The organism is Flavobacterium sp. (assembly GCF_013823965.1).
Taxonomy (GTDB): domain Bacteria; phylum Bacteroidota; class Bacteroidia; order Flavobacteriales; family Flavobacteriaceae; genus Flavobacterium.
Genome location: NZ_PNNA01000063.1, coordinates 1 through 20366, shown reverse-complemented (window position 1 = coordinate 20366; position 20366 = coordinate 1). Strand labels below are relative to the sequence as shown.

At 35.4% G+C, this 20366-nt stretch carries 17 protein-coding genes and 1 tRNA gene; 13 read left to right on the top strand and 5 right to left on the bottom strand.

Going from position 1 to position 20366, the window contains the following annotated elements:
• Nucleotides 1-180 precede the first annotated feature (180 nt).
• Nucleotides 181-251, top strand: a tRNA-Cys gene (locus tag C0430_RS07425).
• A 370-nt stretch (nt 252-621) separates the two neighbouring features.
• Here C0430_RS07425 and C0430_RS07420 read toward each other — a convergent pair.
• The 4 genes from C0430_RS07420 to rnr all read right to left on the bottom strand — a co-directional run bounded on the left by C0430_RS07420 (nt 622) and on the right by rnr (nt 4587).
• On the bottom strand, nt 622-849 hold the full coding sequence (locus tag C0430_RS07420; RefSeq protein ID WP_290867422.1) for a hypothetical protein: 228 nt from the start codon (nt 847-849) through the stop codon (nt 622-624).
• Between the two features lie 98 nt (nt 850-947).
• Entirely contained in the window at nt 948-1625 is a 678-nt protein-coding gene (locus tag C0430_RS07415) for a LysE family transporter (RefSeq protein ID WP_290867420.1), read from the bottom strand.
• Nucleotides 1626-1698: 73 nt separating this feature from the next.
• Complete coding sequence (locus C0430_RS07410) at nt 1699-2367, bottom strand: head GIN domain-containing protein (RefSeq protein WP_290867418.1); 669 nt, start codon at nt 2365-2367, stop codon at nt 1699-1701.
• A 39-nt stretch (nt 2368-2406) separates the two neighbouring features.
• Nucleotides 2407-4587, bottom strand: coding sequence for a ribonuclease R (gene rnr, locus C0430_RS07405; protein WP_290867415.1), 2181 nt, complete (start codon nt 4585-4587; stop codon nt 2407-2409).
• A gap of 107 nt (nt 4588-4694) precedes the next feature.
• Between rnr and C0430_RS07400 the strand changes: the two genes are divergently transcribed.
• From C0430_RS07400 to C0430_RS07375, 6 genes are all read left to right on the top strand, one after another.
• Complete coding sequence (locus C0430_RS07400) at nt 4695-4928, top strand: DUF2007 domain-containing protein (RefSeq protein ID WP_290867413.1); 234 nt, start codon at nt 4695-4697, stop codon at nt 4926-4928.
• 651 nt (nt 4929-5579) lie between these two features.
• Entirely contained in the window at nt 5580-6008 is a 429-nt protein-coding gene (gene rpiB / locus C0430_RS07395) for a ribose 5-phosphate isomerase B (RefSeq protein ID WP_290867411.1), read from the top strand.
• 6 nt (nt 6009-6014) lie between these two features.
• Nucleotides 6015-6929: a cation diffusion facilitator family transporter gene (locus C0430_RS07390; RefSeq protein WP_290867408.1), complete on the top strand. Its 915-nt coding sequence runs from the start codon at nt 6015-6017 to the stop codon at nt 6927-6929.
• A 98-nt stretch (nt 6930-7027) separates the two neighbouring features.
• Complete coding sequence (locus C0430_RS07385) at nt 7028-8890, top strand: DUF3857 domain-containing protein (RefSeq protein ID WP_290867406.1); 1863 nt, start codon at nt 7028-7030, stop codon at nt 8888-8890.
• Nucleotides 8890-10800, top strand: coding sequence for a hypothetical protein (locus tag C0430_RS07380; RefSeq protein WP_290867404.1), 1911 nt, complete (start codon nt 8890-8892; stop codon nt 10798-10800). The genes C0430_RS07385 and C0430_RS07380 overlap by 1 nt, the downstream gene beginning before the upstream one ends.
• A gap of 37 nt (nt 10801-10837) precedes the next feature.
• Complete coding sequence (locus C0430_RS07375) at nt 10838-12961, top strand: Tex family protein (RefSeq protein WP_290867402.1); 2124 nt, start codon at nt 10838-10840, stop codon at nt 12959-12961.
• Between the two features lie 82 nt (nt 12962-13043).
• Here C0430_RS07375 and C0430_RS07370 read toward each other — a convergent pair whose 3' ends face one another.
• Nucleotides 13044-13223: a twin-arginine translocase TatA/TatE family subunit gene (locus tag C0430_RS07370; RefSeq protein ID WP_290867400.1), complete on the bottom strand. Its 180-nt coding sequence runs from the start codon at nt 13221-13223 to the stop codon at nt 13044-13046.
• A 206-nt stretch (nt 13224-13429) separates the two neighbouring features.
• Here C0430_RS07370 and C0430_RS07365 point away from each other — a divergent pair, with 206 nt between their 5' ends.
• The 6 genes from C0430_RS07365 to C0430_RS07340 form a co-directional block, all read left to right on the top strand.
• Complete coding sequence (locus tag C0430_RS07365) at nt 13430-13942, top strand: peptidase (RefSeq protein WP_290867398.1); 513 nt, start codon at nt 13430-13432, stop codon at nt 13940-13942.
• Entirely contained in the window at nt 13943-15430 is a 1488-nt protein-coding gene (locus tag C0430_RS07360; protein ID WP_290867395.1) for a GH3 auxin-responsive promoter family protein, read from the top strand.
• A gap of 7 nt (nt 15431-15437) precedes the next feature.
• A complete protein-coding gene (locus tag C0430_RS07355; protein WP_290867393.1) occupies nt 15438-16319 on the top strand; it encodes a carboxypeptidase-like regulatory domain-containing protein in 882 nt (293 codons plus the stop codon).
• Between the two features lie 42 nt (nt 16320-16361).
• A complete protein-coding gene (locus C0430_RS07350) occupies nt 16362-18044 on the top strand; it encodes a hypothetical protein (RefSeq protein ID WP_290867391.1) in 1683 nt (560 codons plus the stop codon).
• A gap of 26 nt (nt 18045-18070) precedes the next feature.
• Nucleotides 18071-19054 (top strand): UDP-glucuronic acid decarboxylase family protein, encoded by a 984-nt coding sequence (locus tag C0430_RS07345; protein ID WP_290867389.1) that lies wholly within the window; start codon nt 18071-18073, stop codon nt 19052-19054.
• The coding region (locus C0430_RS07340) for an exopolysaccharide biosynthesis polyprenyl glycosylphosphotransferase (protein WP_290867387.1) at nt 19054-20366 on the top strand (1313 nt) is incomplete at its 3' end. The genes C0430_RS07345 and C0430_RS07340, both read left to right, overlap by 1 nt.

The window sequence follows — 20366 nt, the reverse complement described above, 5'->3', positions numbered from 1 at the left end:
AAATCCTCCCATTGGCGGTGATGTTGAAGCGGTTACGATAGAAATGGAAGAATACAGAACTTAAGATTTCAGAAGTCAGAATTTAGAATTTAGATTTCAGCATTTAGAAAACAAAAAATTTTAAACTTTAAACTTTAAACTTTTAAACTTTTGCCTATATTTGCACACCAATAAATAATTGGCGTCGTGGCCGAGCGGCTAGGCTGGGCTCTGCAAAAGCTCCTACTCCGGTTCGAATCCGGACGATGCCTCTGAATTAACCTCTCTTTTTGAGAGGTTTTTTTATGTTTAATTTTTAGGAAAATGAATTAAAGTTATAGTTCGAATCCGGACGATACGGCTAAAACTTTAAAGGAGAATTGGAATTTTTTTGTGGTTAATTTTTAGAAAAAATGCTTGGATGTTTAGTAAGCTCAAATTAAAGAGAGTTTCGCAATTGGTCACGGCTGTTACCAGAAGTTTTAACTAATCAACTTTTAATTTTAATTAAAATCGAAATAGAAGTTATCACTGAAGGAAGAAACATAATAATCAAAACAATAATAGGCTCATATGAATCTCTAAGACCATAGCTACTTGCAAAGATATAAGGAGAAAATATTGCAAAGAAACATCCAAAAATCAATGAAAATATTGCGACAATCTTTTTAAACGAGTAGGTTTAAAATTAATCAATCCAAAATTTCGTGTTTTCCATCCCGTGAAAGCCATTCCAACGAAAATGGATAAAGAGAAAATAGCATAAATATCTAAATTCTCATAAATTAAAATAAACGACGTCACCAATGCCATAATTGAATAAAACACAACAGAAATCCATCCAAAAATCCGCACTATTTTTTCTTTCATTTTAATTCTGTTCTTTTTTGTGGTTATCTTTGTTAGGTTACTTATTGTCAAGTTACTTGTACATCATAAAATTACGCAAGTTGTTGATATTCTAAAACCTACTTATCAATCCTTTCCAAAGCATCTTTCAACTTTTCTTTTTCTTTTGGAAACCAACCTTGAACAATTAAAGCCACACCAAAAACCATCAAAACAATGCTGATTATTTTCTTGATTTTGAGAATATTTTTTGGAGTCATTTTGGTTTTTAATTGTTTGGCCAATACAATTTTGATGCAATCAATCAATAAATAAGAGAGAATTACAGTTACAAAAAAGGTCAACATTCTGGAGTTTTGCATTTCTAATTTTGGTCCAACGGAAATAATTACGGCCAACCAAAATCCTAAAACTCCAATATTGATGATGTTTAAAAAAAATCCTTTTATGAATAATCCTAAATAGTCTTTCTTGATAATTTCAGTGTCAATTTTATGAGTGTCAATTTTTTTTTCTTTTCTCAAAGCGATATAAGAAATGACGCCGTAAGCCAGCATCAAAATTCCCCCAAACATAAACAGGGCTGAATTATCTTTAAGACTTGTTATCAATCTATAACTTCCTAAATAGGCAATGGTTATAAAAACAATGTCGCCCAAAACTACTCCTAAATCAAATACCAAAGCTGCCCTGAATCCTTTTATAATACTAGTTTCCAGTAATATAAAAAATACTGGACCTATCATGAAACTTAAAAAAACTCCCCAAGGAATACCCGATAAAATGTCATTTATCATTAAAAAAACTTTAAAAATTGATGTATTAATTAAATTATAAAGAACTTCTTAAAAAAAATTCAGTGATTGTTATTTATTTTTCGGTGATTGTTCCACCGGCAAGTTCTTGTTGTTTTATTTGTTTTGGTTTACCATAAATAGAAATGGAACCACCTGCATTTACTTTAGCATCAACAAGTGTTGTTGCATTTATTTCTGCATTTCCACCGGCAGAAATATTAATTGTAGTTTGAGAAGTAACCAAATCCTTTGCTTTTAAAACACCTCCAGTATTGATAGAAACTTTTTGGTTCACAGCTTTGCCTGATAAATTAATTATACCGCCAGAAAAAGCTTCGACTGTTGTTTTTTCAACTTCAAGCATCGCTTCTATTCGAGCACCTTCTTGGGCTGATAAATCCATTGAAATTTGTTTAAAAATAGCATCACAAATAACATTGCTTCCTTCATTGGCATCTATACTTTCAAGCTCTTTAAAGTATAAAGTTACTTTAAGATCTTTGTTATCTTCCAATATTTTAGTCAGGGAAATTCTGATTTTTAACAAGCCATTTCTATTGACTGTTTCAACGTTACTTTGATTTGTTCCGGTAATCACTATTTTATTTTCATCGGACGGAATTAAAGTTACATGCAATTGATCGAACACTTTTATTTCATCAAAATCACCTAAATTAATTACTGTTTGACCATAATTAAATTGTGTCAACAATACAAATACCACTAAAATTATCCTTTTCATTTTTTTAAATTTAAATTAGAATGTTTATAAAAAAAACACTTAATCATTTCGTCTTATAAAATTAAAATCCAATTGTTTTTTGACTAAATCAGCATTTTTTACTTTAACGTAAATTTCGTCGCCTAATTGTAGTAAAGCCTTTGTTGTCGCGCCAACCAAAGCATATTGTTTTTCGTCAAAAGTGTAATAATCGTCTTTTATTTCCCTAATTCTCACCATTCCTTCGCATTTATTTTCGATGATTTCAACAAAAATTCCCCATTCGGTCACACCGGAAATTACACCCAAAAATTCCTGGTCGTTATGGTTCTGCATGTATTTTACCTGCATGTATTTGATGGAATCACGCTCGGCATTTGTGGCCAAACCTTCCATAGTGGAGGAATGTAAACATTTTGCTTCATACTTTTCTTCATCGACAGATTTTCCTCCATCAAGATAAAACTGTAATAATCGATGCACCATTACATCTGGATAACGACGAATTGGCGAAGTAAAATGACTATAATAATCAAAAGCCAATCCATAATGACCAATATTGTCAGTCGAATATTTAGCTTTGCTCATTGTTCTAATAGCCAAAGTATCAATTAAATTCTGTTCTTTTTTTCCATTGACATCATTCAACAAAGCATTCAATGATTTTGAAATATCGCCTTTATTCCTGAAATCTATTTTGTAACCAAACTTGGCAATCACGGTTTGCATCGCAATTAATTTGTCCTCATTTGGTTCGTCGTGAATTCTATAAATGAAGGTTTTCTTTTGTTTTCCAATGTATTCCGCCACTTTTTTATTGGCTAAAAGCATGAATTCTTCAATCAAATGATTGGCATCTTTTGAAATTTTGAAATAAACGCCTTCCGGTTCGCCTTCGTTGTCCAAGTTGAATTTTACTTCCACTTTATCAAAAGAAATTGCGCCGTTGTTCATTCTGTCTCTTCTTAAAATCTTGGCTAATTTATCCAGTTTCAAGGTCGCATTTACAATTTCTTCCGAAACTTGGTATGATTTACCGGTAATGGAAATTTCCTCCGGAATGATGTCTCCTTTAGTTTCTATAATGTGTTGGGTTTCTTCATACGAAAATCGTTGATCAGAAAAAATCACGGTTCTGCCAAACCATTGGTTGACCACTTGTGATTTTTCGGTGATTTCGAATATGGCCGAGAATGTATATTTTTCTTCTCTTGGTCGCAATGAACACGCAAAATTGGATAAAACTTCTGGTAACATTGGCACTACTCTATCTACCAAATATACTGAAGTCGCTCGTTGATACGCTTCATCATCCAGAATCGTTCCTTCTTGAAGATAATAAGATACATCGGCAATATGAACTCCAATTTCATAATTTCCATTCTCTAATTTTTTGAAAGACAAAGCATCATCAAAATCTTTGGCATCTTTTGGATCAATCGTAAAAGTCAAGGTATCGCGCATGTCACGACGATTTTTTATTTCACTTTCGTTGATTGTAGTGTCAATTTTCTGGGCATAAACCTCTACTTCTACCGGAAATTCTGCCGGCAAACCATATTCAGCAAGAATAGCGTGAATTTCGGTATCGTGTTCTCCTGGTTTTCCCAGCACTTTTATCACGGAACCAAATGGACTATCGGCTCTTTTGGGCCAATCTTCTATATGAACCAAAACCACGTCGCCTTGTTCTGCTTCGCCTAATTTGTCTTTTGGAATGAAAATATCAGTGTACATTTTGGGATTGGCAGTCGAAACAAAAGCAAAATTCTTCTGGATGTCGATGACGCCCACAAAATCGGTTTTGGCTCTTTCGACCACTTCAATCACTTCACCTTCTGGTCTTCTGCCTTTTCTACGATTATAGACATACACTTTTACTTTGTCTTTGTCTAAAGCTCGGTTCAAATTGTTGGTGGGAATAAAGACGTCTTCTTCTAATTCAGGACAAACAAAATAAGCCGTTCTTCTTCCCGTCATGTCAATTATTCCTTCGTAGTAATCTTGGCTTATGGCTTTGACAAGATATTTTCCAGGTTCTGTTTCAACGACCTTTTTTTGTGCCGCAAGAATTTTTAAATCTCGGATGATTTCATTCCTGCTTTTAGTGTCATCTACTTCTAAAATGGCTGCTATTTGTTTATAATTGAATGCTTTATTGGCATTTTGGGCTAATATTTTTATAATTTTGTTTGAGAAATCTTTCTCTTTTTTTTCTGGTTTTCTCAGTTTTTTACTCATAAATCTTTTCTTAAAAGTCTAAAATTACGAATAAGATTTCGGTTTTCAGATTTTACATTTCAGATTTATCTAAATTATAACTTTTGTATCTTTATAAAAAAAGTAAAATGGAAGAGTTTAAAACCATAGCGATATTCAATTATACGCACGAAATCGTGGTTCTCAAACATAGATTGGACCAGGAAGGAATTCAATATTTTTTCGAAAATGAAACGATGTCTTCCATTGCTCCATTTTATTCGAATGCTTTGGGCGGAATTAAACTAAAAATTCATCCCAACGATTTTGAAAAAGTCCAAAGCATATTGGACGAATTAAACAATAATTTGAAAATTGTTTAAAATTCTAAAAGTTAAAAGTTGTCAACATATATTAAATACAACAAAAAGAAAAAGGAAATTAAATTAATTTTTTGATGGTTATTATAGTGTGTTAATAGTTACAATAACTTTAATCTTAAAAAGCTAATTTTGTAGTTATGTGTTTTTATAATGATTTATTAACATAGTTATGGTAAACCAAATCGTTCATTTTAAAGACATTTTAAAAAGCTGTTAACAGTTGTTGACAATTAAAAAAATACGGAATTTGTAAATAAGTCACCTTTCAAATTTTGTTAACAATATCGTTTTTTCTATCAATAACTTTTCTAAAAATTGACCAAACTATATTTGGTTTTTTCATTCCGGTTTTGGATTACGTTTTTATTTGACACCAACAAGAAATAGTTCTAATTTTCTATTCAAAGTTATAAACAATCAATGTTAATTTAAGGTTAACTGATTATCAATGATTTATGAAATGCTATTAACACCATGTTATTTTAACATATTAATTGTAAAAGAACCATTATTTCTTGTGAATTTATATTGATGTCATTTTATTTTCAATACAGGGGATTAATACTATGACTGTTATATATTTAACAGGATATATTTCAAAATTCAGCAATTGTTTCCCTAAATTTGCGCAACACAACTAATATAAACAACATGAAAATCTCCATAGGAAATGACCACGCAGGTCCAGATTATAAAAAAGCAATCGTTCAATATTTAGAATCAAAAGGACACCAAGTAACTAATTATGGAACAGACACTGATGCTTCTGTAGATTATCCAGATTTTGGTCACCCCGTTGCGACCGATGTTTCTGAAGGAAAAGCCGATTTTGGAATCGTGATTTGTGGTTCAGGAAACGGAATTGCCATGACGGTCAACAAACATCCAAAAGTGAGGGCAGGTTTATGCTGGATAAAAGAAATTGCTTATTTGACCCGTTTGCATAATAACGCGAATGTTTTAAGTATTCCCGCTCGTTACACTTCGATTCAACAAGCGATTGAAATTGTAGACACATTTTTGACTACAGAATTCGAAGGTGGAAGACACCAAAACAGAGTGGATAAAATTAGTTGTTGATATATTTTGGGAAACAATCACAATCACGGTCATCATCATCACGAAGTACAAGGTAAAAACCTTTTGTTTTCGATTGTATTAAATCTTGTAATCACGGTGGCACAAGTCATAGGAGGGATTCTCTCCGGAAGTTTGGCTTTGCTCTCGGACGCATTGCACAATTTTTCCGATGTACTTTCGCTGGTTTTCAGTTATGTTGCCCATAAATTATCAAGAAAAAAAGCTTCGGTCAACCAAACTTTTGGTTACAAAAGAGCAGAATTGATTGCCGCATTTGTCAATGCCATGACCTTGATTATTGTGGCCTTGTTTCTGGTTTATGGAGCAATCGAACGTTTTTTCAATCCAGAAGAGATAAAATCGGGATTGGTGATTTGGCTTTCCATTTTAGGAATTGTTGCCAATGGTTTGTCAGCTTTGATGTTAAAAAATGACGCTGACAAAAACTTAAACATGAAGTCGGCTTATTTGCATTTGTTTACCGATATGTTGGCTTCAGTTGCGGTTTTAATTGGCGGATTGTTGATGAAATATTTCCAATGGTTTTGGGTCGATAGCCTACTGACTTTGGTCATTGCCGTTTACTTGCTGATTGTTGGTTTTGATTTACTGAAAAACTCTACCCAAATGTTGATGCTTTTTACGCCCGTTCATATCAACATAAACGAAATAGTCAGTGAAGTTCATAAAATAAAGGGCATCAATAAATTGCATCACATTCATGTTTGGCATCTAAACGATGAAGAACTTCACCTCGAAGCACATCTAGATTGTTCGGAAGACTTAAAAATGTCTGAATTTAATGAAATACTGCATCAAATGGAGCACATTTTATTTGATAAATTTAAAATCAATCACATCAATATTCAACCAGAATACAAAAGAGAAGAAGCTTCAAAGGATTTTATTGTCCAGGATTGACAGCATCAATTGAAGTGGTTTGATAATTTCGAATAAAACAGCGTGTGACAAACTAAAAAAAGAAGAATATTTTTCAATTTTACCCCTAATTAAATAGAATGAAAAAATACATTGCATTGTTTTTGTTTTCCGTTCAATTGTTTTCCCAAGAAAAATCAAAAATAGTTTACAGCAACGAAACAGTCCATATCAATTCTGGTAAAACCTTGGAAATAGAAACTTTTGTATCTGAAAGCAGGGCTATTTCTAAAAGCAAAAATACCCAGGAATACGCCATTCGAATTCCATTTGATAGTTTTAGCGAAATTTCGAGTATTAAAGGTTCTACATTTATTGTTAGGACCAACAAAAAAGTAGATTTAAGTTCTTCATATATTGGCACTTATGATGCCGAATACGAAAACATTTACAAAAGCGACAACAAATACAAATTTTTTGTACTGCCAAAGGTGGAAGATAATTCCATAATTGAATTCTCTTATAAAACTAAAATCAAGCAACCACGGTTTTTATCCAGTTTTAGATTTCAAAACCCGATAAAAACAGAAAGTTCTAAACTCCAAATTAGATGTCAATCTTCCACCGAAATTGGTTTTAAACTTTTTGGAAACCATCAAGACAAAATAATTTTTACCAAAACCACCGAAGGAAATCTCGACATTTACACTTGGGAAGCCAAGGATATTCCGGAATTCGAAGGGGAAGAAGATATGCCAAGTTCGCTTTATTTTATGACACACCTCATTTACTACATCAAAAGTTATGAAATAGCCGGAAAAAAAGAAGAGCTTTTGGGAACGCCGGAAAAACTATACCAATGGTATTATTCGATAACGAAAGACATCAACAAAACGGATCAAACCGCTTTGAAAAATAAAACCGAGGAACTTATAAAAGGTCAAAAATCCGACTTCGAAAAAGCCAAAGCAATTTATCAATGGGTGCAACAAAACATTCATTATGTCGCTTTTGAAAACGGAATGGGAGGTTTTATCCCAAGGGAAGCCTCGGATGTATACCAAAAATTATATGGCGATTGCAAGGATATGGCCAACCTTTTGAACCAAATGCTGCAATATGCCCAATTGGATTCCAATCTCACCTGGATAGGAACGCGAAGCAAACCTTACAAATATGCCGATGTGCCAACCCCACAAGTGGACAATCACATGATTACCAATGTAGTAATCGATGGAAAAAGTTATTTTCTCGATGCCACCGACAAATTTTGTCCATTCCCGTTGCCTTCCGCTTTTATTCAAGACAAAGAAGCCATAATAGGTAAATCAGAAAAAGATTTTAAAATTGAAGTTGTCCCCGAAGTGGAGTCCAACCGAAATAAAACTACCATTTTGATGAAACTGAACCTCGAAAACAATCACATTGTTGGAAATGCAACTGCCACGATTTCGGGATTGAACAAGAGTTATCTATTGAACAATCTTTCGGCCAATAACCAAAAAGAAACTGAAATTTGGAAAAACGTCATTACAAAGAACAACCTGAAAATACAGTTGGAAAGTCAAGAATTGCAAAAAAACGACTATCAAGAACAGCCTTCAAAAGCAAATTTCAAACTCAAATTGGAAGACGGCATCAAGGATGTCAACGGTAAATTATTATTGAAACCAATTTTGCTTTTACCACTAAAAGAAACTTTGATAGACATTGAAAAGAGAAAATTTTCCATCGAAAACGAATTGGCTCATGTTTATGAAATTCAGTATCAATACGAAATGCCATCGGGCTACAAAGTGGAATTTTTGCCCGAAAATGTCAAAACAGACAACGATTTGGGAAGTTTTGACATTCAATACAAGGTTTCAAACAACACCATCACGGTAAACCAAAAAATCGAATCCAAAAAATTACTGTTGGAAACCAAAGATTTTGTGCTTTGGAATTCTTTCATAAAAGCATTGACCAAACAATACAATCAATCCATAATTCTTTCCAAATAATGAAAAAAATTGCCCTGATTATCGTTCTATTATTGTCGTTTCAAGGTTTTTCCCAAGAAATTAAAAGTTACACCTGGGACGAAAAACCAACTTTTGCCGAAATTCCCGCAGAATATAAAAATCAACCGGCAGTGGTTTTGTTTGACAAACGCTGGGTCCACACCAGAGTGGGCGCTTATGCTTATGCTACTTTTGGAATGAACCACGTGGCCATAAAAATAAGCAAAGCCGAGGAAATCAATAAATACAACAAAATCAAAGCCCAAGACAATGGCTATATTCGTGATGTGCGTGATTTTCACGCCCGTGTCATCAAACCAAGCGGGGAAATCAAGGTATTGCCGCAAGACAAAATTATTGAGACAGAAATAGACAAAGTAAAATCGATAGTTTTCGAAGGGGTGGAAGCGGGCGATATTTTGGAATACTATTTCATCATCAAAGAAAACCCGATGTCTTATGGAGTCGAGGTTTTCCAAAAAGAAATTCCGGTTTTGTTGGCCGAGTTTACACACACTCAAGAAGGGGTAAAATTTGCCACTTATGCTTCGCGTGAGTTTGAAAAAAGTGGTTCCAACAGCAAAACCATTTCAACAGCCACCAATATTCCACCTTATAAAGAAGAAATAAACGCCAAGAATGTAAAGAATTTGGTGAAATTAATTTACATGGTTTCCGCCCCGCCTTATGACATTTATAGCTGGAGTTATTTTTTGCCGCAATACCTTTCCAAGCCGTCTTTCCAATATTTCAAGAAAACCCAGGCAAGAGAATTTATCCAAAAATTAAACCTTGAAACGGCATCAACCGAAGAAAAATTGCTTAAAATAGATGAATACATCAAAGACAATTTCGATTTTGTAGGGAAAGGGGAAACCGCCCAAAAAATCACCAATTTAAATAACGGCAGGCAAAAATTAAATGCCAATGACGTGTTTGATTTATATGGATTTACACTCAAGGAATTAAAAATTCCGTATCAAGTGGTCGTGGGAATGTCTCGTTTTATGGGTGAAGTTGCCGATGACAAGTTTGTCGTGCCACTTTCCCATGAATTTATGTATTACATCCCGGAAACCCAAAAATTTCTTTCGCCTTACGAGAAATATTTGTGTTACGGTTATCCAATGTATGAAGTGCAAGCTTCAAAAGGAAAAACCTATTCTCCCGGACAAAAAGGAAAAGAAATATCCGAAATTACTTTCCCAATTGCACCGGCAGAATTTACCGTAAACGAATCGCAAAGTACTGTTTCGCTTTCAGATGATTTAGCAACGGCAACCTTGGAAAAAACATATTCAATCTCTGGATACGATGGACAGTTGAATAGAAGCTGGATCAAATACATCAAAGAAAATGAAGACGAAAAAGAACTTGTGGATTACATCAAGAAAAGGATTTTTGGTGACGATTTTGACCTGAAAATAGCCAACTATGCCTTCGAAAACCAAGAGTTCAAATACAATTACACCAACACGCCCTATGTTGTAAAAGTCAATGCTGAAGCCAAAGAATCCCTGACAGAAAATGCGGGAAATTTAGTGCTGGTAAACCTCGGAAAAATGATTGGAAAACAAGCTAATTTATACCAAGAGACAGAACGAAAATGGGATGTGGACATCAACTATGCCAAAACATTCAAACACAAAATAATTTTCAATATTCCAAAAGGTTACGAAATCGAAAGTTTCAAGGATTTGGTAGTCGACAAGAAAATGGGCGGGGACGAAAGCAAAAATTGCTCTTTCAAATCCACCGCAAAAGTGGAAGGAAACCAATTGATTGTAGAGGTTTTCGAGATTTACAAATCCATAAATTATCCAAAGGAAACCTACCATGAATACAGAAACGTAATCAACGCTTCTTCGGATTTCACCAAAGCATCGGTGGTGTTGAGACCCAAAAAATAAGCCCTATTCTATTATTAAAATAGCCTAAATTTAAAAAATGACCAACATACAATTCATTGCCAAGTCTGTTCAAACAGCAGCCATAAACATTCAAAACACCGTTCAATTATTGCAAGAAGATTGCACGATTCCTTTTATTTCCCGCTATCGAAAAGATAAAACAGGAAATTTGGACGAAGTTTTGATTGAACAAATTGCCAAATTGCAGAAGGATTACGAAGCCATCGTCAAACGAAAAGAAGCTATTTTAAAGTCGATTGAAGAGCAAAATGCATTGACACCCGAATTAGATAAAAAAATCCAGCAGAGCTTCGATTTGCAGGAATTGGAGGATTTTTATTTACCGTTCAAAAAGAAGAAAAAAACCAAGGCCGATGTCGCTCGCGAAAACGGATTGGAACCCTTGGCTAAAATCATGATGGCACAAAACAACGACGATGTCGATTTTATTGCCACGAAATATATCAATGAAAATGTCATTAATGAAGACGCTGCTTTGCAAGGTGCACGAGACATTATTGCCGAATGGATTAACGAAAATATTTATGTCCGTAAACAGTTGCGAAGACTTTTTCAACGAAAAGCAACCGTTGCAACCAAAGTTGTAAAAACTAAAAAAGACGAGCCGGAAGCCCAAAAATTCAATCAATATTTCGATTGGTCAGAACCGTTGACCAAAGCGCCTTCGCATAGATTGTTGGCGATGCTTCGAGCCGAAAATGAAGGTTTTATCAAGTTTAAAGTCGAAGTTGATATTGACGAAGCCTACGATATTATTGACGAATTGGTTTTGAAAGGCCAAAATCCAAGTACGCCGCACATACAATTAGCCATAGAAGACAGTTATAAAAGATTGTTGAATCCTGCTATTTCAAACGAAGCTTTGCAGGAAGCCAAAGCTAAAGCTGATGCCAATTCAATCCAGGTTTTTGCCAATAATTTGGGACAATTGTTGTTGGCACCGCCTTTGGGCGAAAAACGAATTCTGGCTATTGATCCAGGCTTTAGAAGTGGTTGTAAAGTGGTTTGTCTGGATGAAAAAGGTGATTTGCTGTACAACGAAACCATTTATCCTCACGCTCCGCAGAACGAAACGTCGATGGCGATGAAAAAGATAAAATCGATGGTCAATGCTTATAATATTGATGCGATTTCCATCGGGAATGGAACGGCTTCCAGAGAAACGGAATTCTTCATCAAGAAAATTGCTTTTGATAAACCGGTCCAGGTTTTCATCGTTTCAGAAGCGGGAGCTTCGGTGTATTCAGCTTCGAAGATTGCGAGAGAGGAATTCCCTAATTATGACGTTACGGTTCGTGGTTCGGTTTCCATTGGGCGAAGACTTTCGGATCCGTTGGCCGAATTGGTAAAAATTGACCCGAAAGCCATTGGCGTAGGCCAATACCAACACGATGTGGATCAAACCAAACTCAAGGAAGAATTGGACAATACAGTAGTTCGTTGCGTGAATTCTGTGGGTATAAATATTAACACGGCGAGCAAGCATTTGTTGGGTTACGTGAGTGGAATAGGAGAGAAGCTGGCTGAAAATATCGTGAATTACCGTTCCGAAAATGGTCCTTTCACAGATCGAAAACAGCTAAAAAAAGTCCCTCGTTTAGGCGACAAGGCCTATCAGCAAGGAGTCGCTTTTATCCGAATTTCGAATGCCAAAAATCCTTTGGATAATTCTGCCGTTCATCCGGAAGCGTATGGAATTGTAGAGAAAATGGCAAAGGATTTAAAACTTTCGGTAAATGATTTGATTGCCAACAAAGAGAAAACAGCTTTAATTAAAGCCGAAAATTACATCACGCCCGAAATAGGTTTATTAACGTTAAAAGATATCATTAAAGAGCTCGAAAAACCAGGATTGGATCCAAGAAAATCAGCCAAAGTTTTTGAATTTGACCCGAATGTAAAAACGATTAAAGACTTGAAAACTGGAATGATTCTGCCAGGAATTGTCAATAATATTACCAATTTTGGTTGTTTTGTAGATATCGGTTTGAAAGAAAGCGGATTGGTTCACATTTCACAGCTTAAAGCCGGTTTTGTAAGCGATGTCAATGAAGTGGTGAAACTGCACCAGCACGTTGAGGTAAAAGTCACAGAGGTGGATGAAGACAGGAAACGCATTCAGTTGAGCATGATATTATAATCTTCAATTAAAATAAAAAATCCCAAATTCCAACTTGAAAATTGGGATTTGGAATCTTTTAAAATTGAAATTTAAAGAAAATTTATTCTTTAGTTTCGTCTTCTTTTTTATCCGCCGGTTGTTGGTCGTCTTTGGCAGCGTTTTTGAATTCTTTGATTCCGCTACCTAAACCTTTCATTAATTCTGGAATTTTTTTACCTCCAAAAAGTAATAAAACAATTGCCAAAATAACCAGGATTTCCGTTACACCTAATCTTCCCATGATTAAAATAATTTATTGCCGAAGCAAATTTGTAATAATTCGTGAGGCAAAGGTATATAGAATTCCCTAACATAAATTCATTTGAAGGTATTTATTTAAGTTCGAATGCGTTAAAAATTTGATAAAATAAATCCTAACTCAAACACAAACAAGAAAACATGGGTATGATTGCATTAATTATTATATTTGTATCATAAACGCAAAATATGTCTGAAAAGAGGCTTAAAAGAAGAAATCTAATCAACAAACTATTCTTAAAAAACCGATTGGTTATTTTAAATGAAGATACTTTTGAAGAAATTTTTTCCTTCAAATTGAATCTAATGAATGTTTTTGTGGCTGCAACTTTGGGAGCTATTTTATTAATTTCGTCTACCACCGTAATTATTGCTTTCACGCCTTTGCGCGAGTTTATTCCCGGATATTCGTCTTCCAAATTAAAAAAAGATGCCACGGAACTGGCGCTAAAATCAGATTCGTTGACCTTAGCTTTGAAGAAAAACGAAGCCTACATCAAATCCATCCAAAAAGTATTGACAGGCGAACTGGAATATGCCAAATTCAACAAAGATTCCATCCTCGCCACAGCCGATGAAGCCCCATTACAAGTTGATTTGGCCGCTTCAAAAGAAGAACTGGAATTAAGAAATCAAGTAGCAAAAGAGGAGAAAAACCAAAAAACAAATCTTCCTAAAAAGAAGTCAAACACAAACAAATAAATGTCTTTAAAATCTTTTTTTGCTAAAATCTTTGCTCAAAAAATATATCGAAAAACACAACTTTGGGCAACAAATCCAATAGCAACGCAGCAGCGAGTTTTCGAGGATTTAATTCGTGAGGCCAGAAACACACAATTTGGTCTTGATCATCATTTCGATCAAATAAAAACGGTTGAAGACTTTGCAAAAAATGTTCCCGTTCGGGATTACGAAGGCTTGAAATCCTATGTTGACAAAGTCGTGAAAGGCGAGGAAAACGTGCTCTGGAAAGACAAACCGCTTTATTTTGCCAAAACTTCAGGAACGACTTCGGGAGCTAAATACATTCCGCTGACCAAGGAATCGATGCCTTTTCATATCGAAGCCGCACGAAATGCCATCCTGCATTACATTCACGAAACAGGAAACGCCGATTTTGTCGACGGAAAAATGATTTTCTTGCAAGGAAGCCCTATTTTGGAAGAAAAAAATGGCGTAAAATTGGGAAGATTATCCGGAATCGTGGCGCATTTTGTTCCGAAATATTTGCAAAAAAACCGAATGCCCTCTTGGGAAACCAATTGCATCGAAGATTGGGAAACCAAAGTAAACGCAATCGTCGAAGAAACTTTCAATGAAAATATGACCGTCATTTCCGGGATTCCATCTTGGGTGCAAATGTATTTCGAGAAATTGCAGCAAAAAGGAGGCAAGCCCGTGGGCGAAATCTTCAAAAACTTCAATTTGTTCATTTATGGTGGCGTGAATTATGAACCCTATCGTGCCAAATTCGAAAATTTGATTGGTCGAAAAGTCGATAGCATCGAATTGTTTCCCGCTTCGGAAGGATTTTTTGCTTACCAAGACTCGCAAAAAGAAAAAGGAATGTTGCTGTTGCTGAACTCGGGAATTTTCTACGAATTCATCAAAAGTGACGAATTTTATACCGAAAATCCAAAACGCTACACCATCGGTCAAGTTGAATTGGGAGTAAATTATGTGTTGATTCTTTCGACCAATGCCGGACTTTGGGGCTACAACATTGGCGACACGGTTCAGTTCACGAGTTTGAAACCGTATCGTGTAATCGTTTCAGGAAGAATTAAGCATTATATTTCGGCTTTTGGCGAGCACGTCATCGGCAAGGAAGTGGAAAGTGCTTTGCAGGAAGCGATTATCGGAACCGACATTCGCATCAACGAATTTACGGTAGCACCACAAATTACTCCAAACGAAGGTTTGCCGTACCACGAATGGTTCATCGAATTTGAAAACGAACCTGAAAATTGGGATGCTTTTGCGGAAGCTTTGGACAATGCAATGCGCAAACAAAACATTTATTACGACGACTTGATTGTGGGCAATGTCTTGCGAAAAGTGGTGATTACCAAAGTGGCCAAGAACGGTTTTCAAGATTATATGAAATCCATTGGGAAACTGGGCGGACAAAACAAGATTCCAAGATTGAGCAACGACAGGAAAATTGTCGATTTGTTAAGAAGAGTATAGAAAAAAGATGACAGAGAAAAGACTTTTTTTAGCATTGGTTTTGGTTACGTTTTCACTTTCGGCGCAAATAAAAGGAATCGTAAAAGACAGCCTTTCCGGTAAGCCAATTCCTTATGTAAATATTTGGGTTCAGAATGAAAATATTGGCTCGACTTCAGAGGAAAACGGCTCATTTTTTATCAATGCAACTGGAAATGGAAAAAAAATGATTTTTTCGACTTTGGGATTCGAAAAGAAAATCATCAAGGCTTCAGAAGCTTCGGAAGTGTTTTTAAAACCTGCAGCTTACTCGCTTGACGAGGTCGTGATTTCAAAAAGCATTGGAACCAAAAGCGTTGAAATTGGCAAAACAAAAAACGAGATTTATCAAGCTTTCGACAACGGTCCAAAGATTGACACGAAGTTTTTTCCTTATTTTCCGTCATACAAAAAGACGAAATACATAAAGCAAGTCAGTATTTATTTGGATAGCAGAATTGAAGATGCCATTATCAAAATTCATTTTTATGATGTTGATTCCAATGGTTTTCCGGGCGAAGAACTTTTAGACAAAGATTTTGTTGTCACGGTCAAAAAAGGAACACGAATCAACCGTTTTGATGTAAAGGACTTCAATTTAAAGTTTCCAAAAAATGGGGTTTTTGTTGGATTCGAAAAATTAATGATAGAAAAGAACAAAACCGAAAAAAGTATCACGGATTTAAACACCAACATAACGCAACTACAAAAGACTTATTTCCCTTTTGTGCTGTACAATTACGTCGAAAGAGATTTTTTGTATACTTTTTCGGGAGGAAAATGGAATAGAAAAACAAAGCAGAACGATGGTGATTCATCCGGTAAAATGATGATTAATGAACCAGTAATAAATCTAATCTTAACCAACTAAACCATAAATAACCTACATTTGTAGGTTACAAAATAAAATAAAATGAAAGAAATTAAAAATATATCAAGATCTAGAGCACAAGAATCTTCGGCGGCTATCGAAAAAATGTACATTACGATGCGCCATTTGTTTAACCGCGGTTTTTACAAACCAATGGGTGTTTCCGGTGATACACTGCGAGAAGCTTTATTGGCTTTGCGACCAGAAATTTACGGAAATATTGCCGAAGAAAAAGTAGAATTAAGCGGACTTTTATACGTTATTGAGCGTCTTCCGATAGGAATTGAGGAATGTCGATTCATCAATTTAACATCGGATGAAGGTTACTCAAAATCACATTTCCAAGCGATTGTTCCTCCTAAAAGAAGAAGAAATTGTTATCGTATTGATGAAGAACAAATGAATGTGGAAATTACCCGAGGACGTTCGGATATTTACGATATTTTGACGCATTTGACCTTCATTTTCATAGAATCGCACAAGATTAGAAACAGGGTTTTACTGGACGATGCCGGTGAAGTTTCTCGTGATTGGCAAAAACTGGAATTGGCCGTTTCCCAAAAGAAAAAACTTTCGCAAATCGAAAAAGAGAAAGCCGTTTCTCATGCGGCAAACATTCTGGGAAGAACATTCATTGAAGTTTTGGACATCTACGACGCTTTTGGATCCGAATTATCGCCAGATCGTTTCTTGCACGTCATTTATTGGTTGGGAAAATTGGCGATAGAAGAGGTTGTTGACGACAATAAAAGAACCATAACATTCAGTCCTATTTTAAGAGAGCGACTAGGACACCACATTCACGGTGAAATTTGGGCAACAAACATCAAGGAAGTTTTAAAAGAAAACAAGCTTTTAGATCGTCCGATTCACGTTATCAGTGCCAATATGCATAGTGTGATGAACTCCATTTTTGCCACGACGGTGTTAAAAACCAAGTTCAAAGACAAATCTGATTTCTTTATTTATGAAGAATTGAGTAAATCTGGCGCTTATGAAGTTAGGGACAAAGTAGAGGAATTTGCAAAACAACACGGAATGATTTCGCTTCCTGATGCATCTGGAACTAATATTGACGTGCAAATTTTTGACACGGCAAAAATTGATTGGGCTAAATCATCGTTTCCAACAGCAAAAATAAAAGATAAAAAACCCGTGATAATTGTTATGGATTATGCTTTTGGAGAACAAGCCTACGAAACCATAGACGAATTATTGAAGCCTTTCAAGAAAAACAACACTTTACTCAACGTGGAATCAGTATCCATAATGGGGAAAGCCGGAATTCTCGAAGGTGGAAAAGGCGACATCATGATTCCTTCGGCACACATCAATGAAGGCACGGCAGACAATTATTTTTTCCACAACGAATTGTCGGGAGATATGTTTAAAGAAGACGGCATTCCTGTTTTTGAAGGCCCGATGGTTACGGTGTTGGGAACTTCATTGCAAAACAAGGATTTGTTGAAGTTTTTCCACGAATCAACTTGGGGTGTAATTGGACTGGAAATGGAAGGTTCTTATTATCAAAAAGCCATTCAGTCAGCTTCAAAAATTAGAAAAAGCATACCGCTGGACGTAAAAGTGAGATATGCTTATTATGCATCGGATAATCCATTGGAAACTGGAAGCACATTGGCTTCGGGTGGTTTGGGAACAACAGGGGTAAAACCCACTTATTTGATTACCATCAAAATATTGGAACAAATTTTTAACGTGAAATAATTGGGTTTACGAACCCAAGTAAAAATATGAAAAGAGTTTTAATTACTGGAGCTGCAGGATTTTTAGGATCACATCTTTGCGACCGTTTTATAAAGGAAGGTTATTTTGTCATTGGAATGGACAATCTCATCACGGGCGATTTAAAAAACATAGAACATTTGTTCAAATTGGAAAATTTTGAATTCTACCATCACGACATCACCAAGTTTGTCCACGTTCCTGGGAAATTAGATTATATCCTTCATTTTGCTTCGCCGGCAAGTCCGATAGATTATTTGAAAATTCCAATCCAGACTTTGAAAGTTGGGTCTTTGGGAACACATAATCTCTTGGGATTGGCAAGAGTCAAAAAAGCCAGAATTCTTATTGCATCCACTTCTGAGGTTTATGGCGATCCATTGGTTCATCCGCAAACGGAAGAATATTACGGAAACGTAAACACCATTGGACCAAGAGGCGTTTATGACGAGGCCAAACGTTTTCAGGAATCCATTACGATGGCCTATCATACTTTTCACGGCGTGGAAACCAGAATTGTGAGGATTTTTAACACTTACGGCCCAAGAATGCGACTCAATGACGGTCGTGTTATTCCAGCATTTATTGGCCAAGCGCTTCGTGGCGAAGACTTGACAATTTTTGGCGACGGAATGCAAACGCGTTCTTTTTGCTATGTGGACGATCAAGTGGAAGGTATTTTCCGATTGTTGCATTCGGATTACGTTTATCCGGTAAACATTGGAAATCCAGACGAAATTACCATCAAGGACTTCGCTGATGAAATCATAAAATTGACGGGAACCAACCAAAAAGTGGTTTATCATCCATTGCCGATAAATGATCCTTTGCAACGTCAACCCGACATCACAAAAGCCAAAAAATTATTGGGTTGGGAAGCTAAAGTAAATAGGACAGAGGGAATGAAAATCACTTATGACTATTTCAAATCTTTGTCCACAGAAGAATTATTAAAAGAAGAGCACAAGGATTTCTCCAAGTACATCAGCTAGTGAAGACCAAAACGGGAAGATATTCAGGCTATATTCGCCCTTTCTCCTACTTGATCGATTTAATAATCATCAATGTATTGGCTTTTTATATAATGCCGTTTCATACTAATGAGATTATTTATTCTTTTTTTATAAGTTTTGCTTGGTTTACAATTGCCGTTTATTTGGGTTTTTATGAGGTATATCGCTATACAAAGGTAATCGCAATCTTAAATTGTGCCTTAAAACAGGGCATTTTATTTGTGTTGTTTTGTCTGGCACTGGAGTTGTATTATTCAGAGTTTGCCAATCAAAAAAAAGTGGTCTTGTATGTTGCTTTGACTATAATTTTAATTCTCTTAATTAAACTCTTTATTTACTACTTTCTCCGCAGATACCGAGTTTTGTATGGAGGAAACTACAGGACTGTTGTCTTGTTGGGCAATGATGCCAGCACGAATCCCTTGAAACATTTTTTCACTGATAATCCGGATTATGGGTATAAATTGATAAAGACATTTACTCTGGAAGACTCAAAAAAACAAAGAATTGACGAATGTTTTTCCTTTGTTTTACAACATACTACAGATGAAATATATTGTGCAATGGCCGATTTGTCCGAGGATCAAATTAGCGACATTATTGATTTTGCCGACAATAATTTAAAAACGTTAAAGTTTATTCCCGACGAAAAACAAATTCTTTCCCGAAATGCAAAATTTGAATACTATGATTACATTCCCGTTATTTCCTTAAGGAATATTTTGCAGGACGAAACCATGAATAAGGTCATTAAACGTGTTTTTGATCTTGTTTTTTCTTCAATTATAATTGTAGGATTATTGTCGTGGCTTACGCCAATAATGGCCATAATAATCAAATGGGAGTCAAAAGGCCCCGTGTTTTTTGTGCAAAAACGAAATGGATTGAACTACAAGGAATTCAATTGTTATAAATTTCGATCGATGGAACTAAACGACAATGCGGATTTAGACCTGGCTTCAAAAAACGATGTTCGAATCACCAAAGTGGGTAAATTTATTCGAAAAACAAGCATTGACGAATTGCCCCAATTTTTCAACGTTTTTTTGGGCGAAATGTCGGTAGTTGGACCAAGGCCACACATGGTAAGTGTTGCTAATTTGTATGCTTTAAAAGTGGATAAATTTATGGCGCGTCATTTTGTTAAACCGGGAATAACTGGACTAGCCCAAACAAAAGGCTTTCGTGGCGAAGTTGAAACAGACGAAGACATCATCAATAGAGTAAAATATGATATTTTCTATATGGAAAATTGGTCCATTTTATTGGATATCAAAATCATCTTCAACAC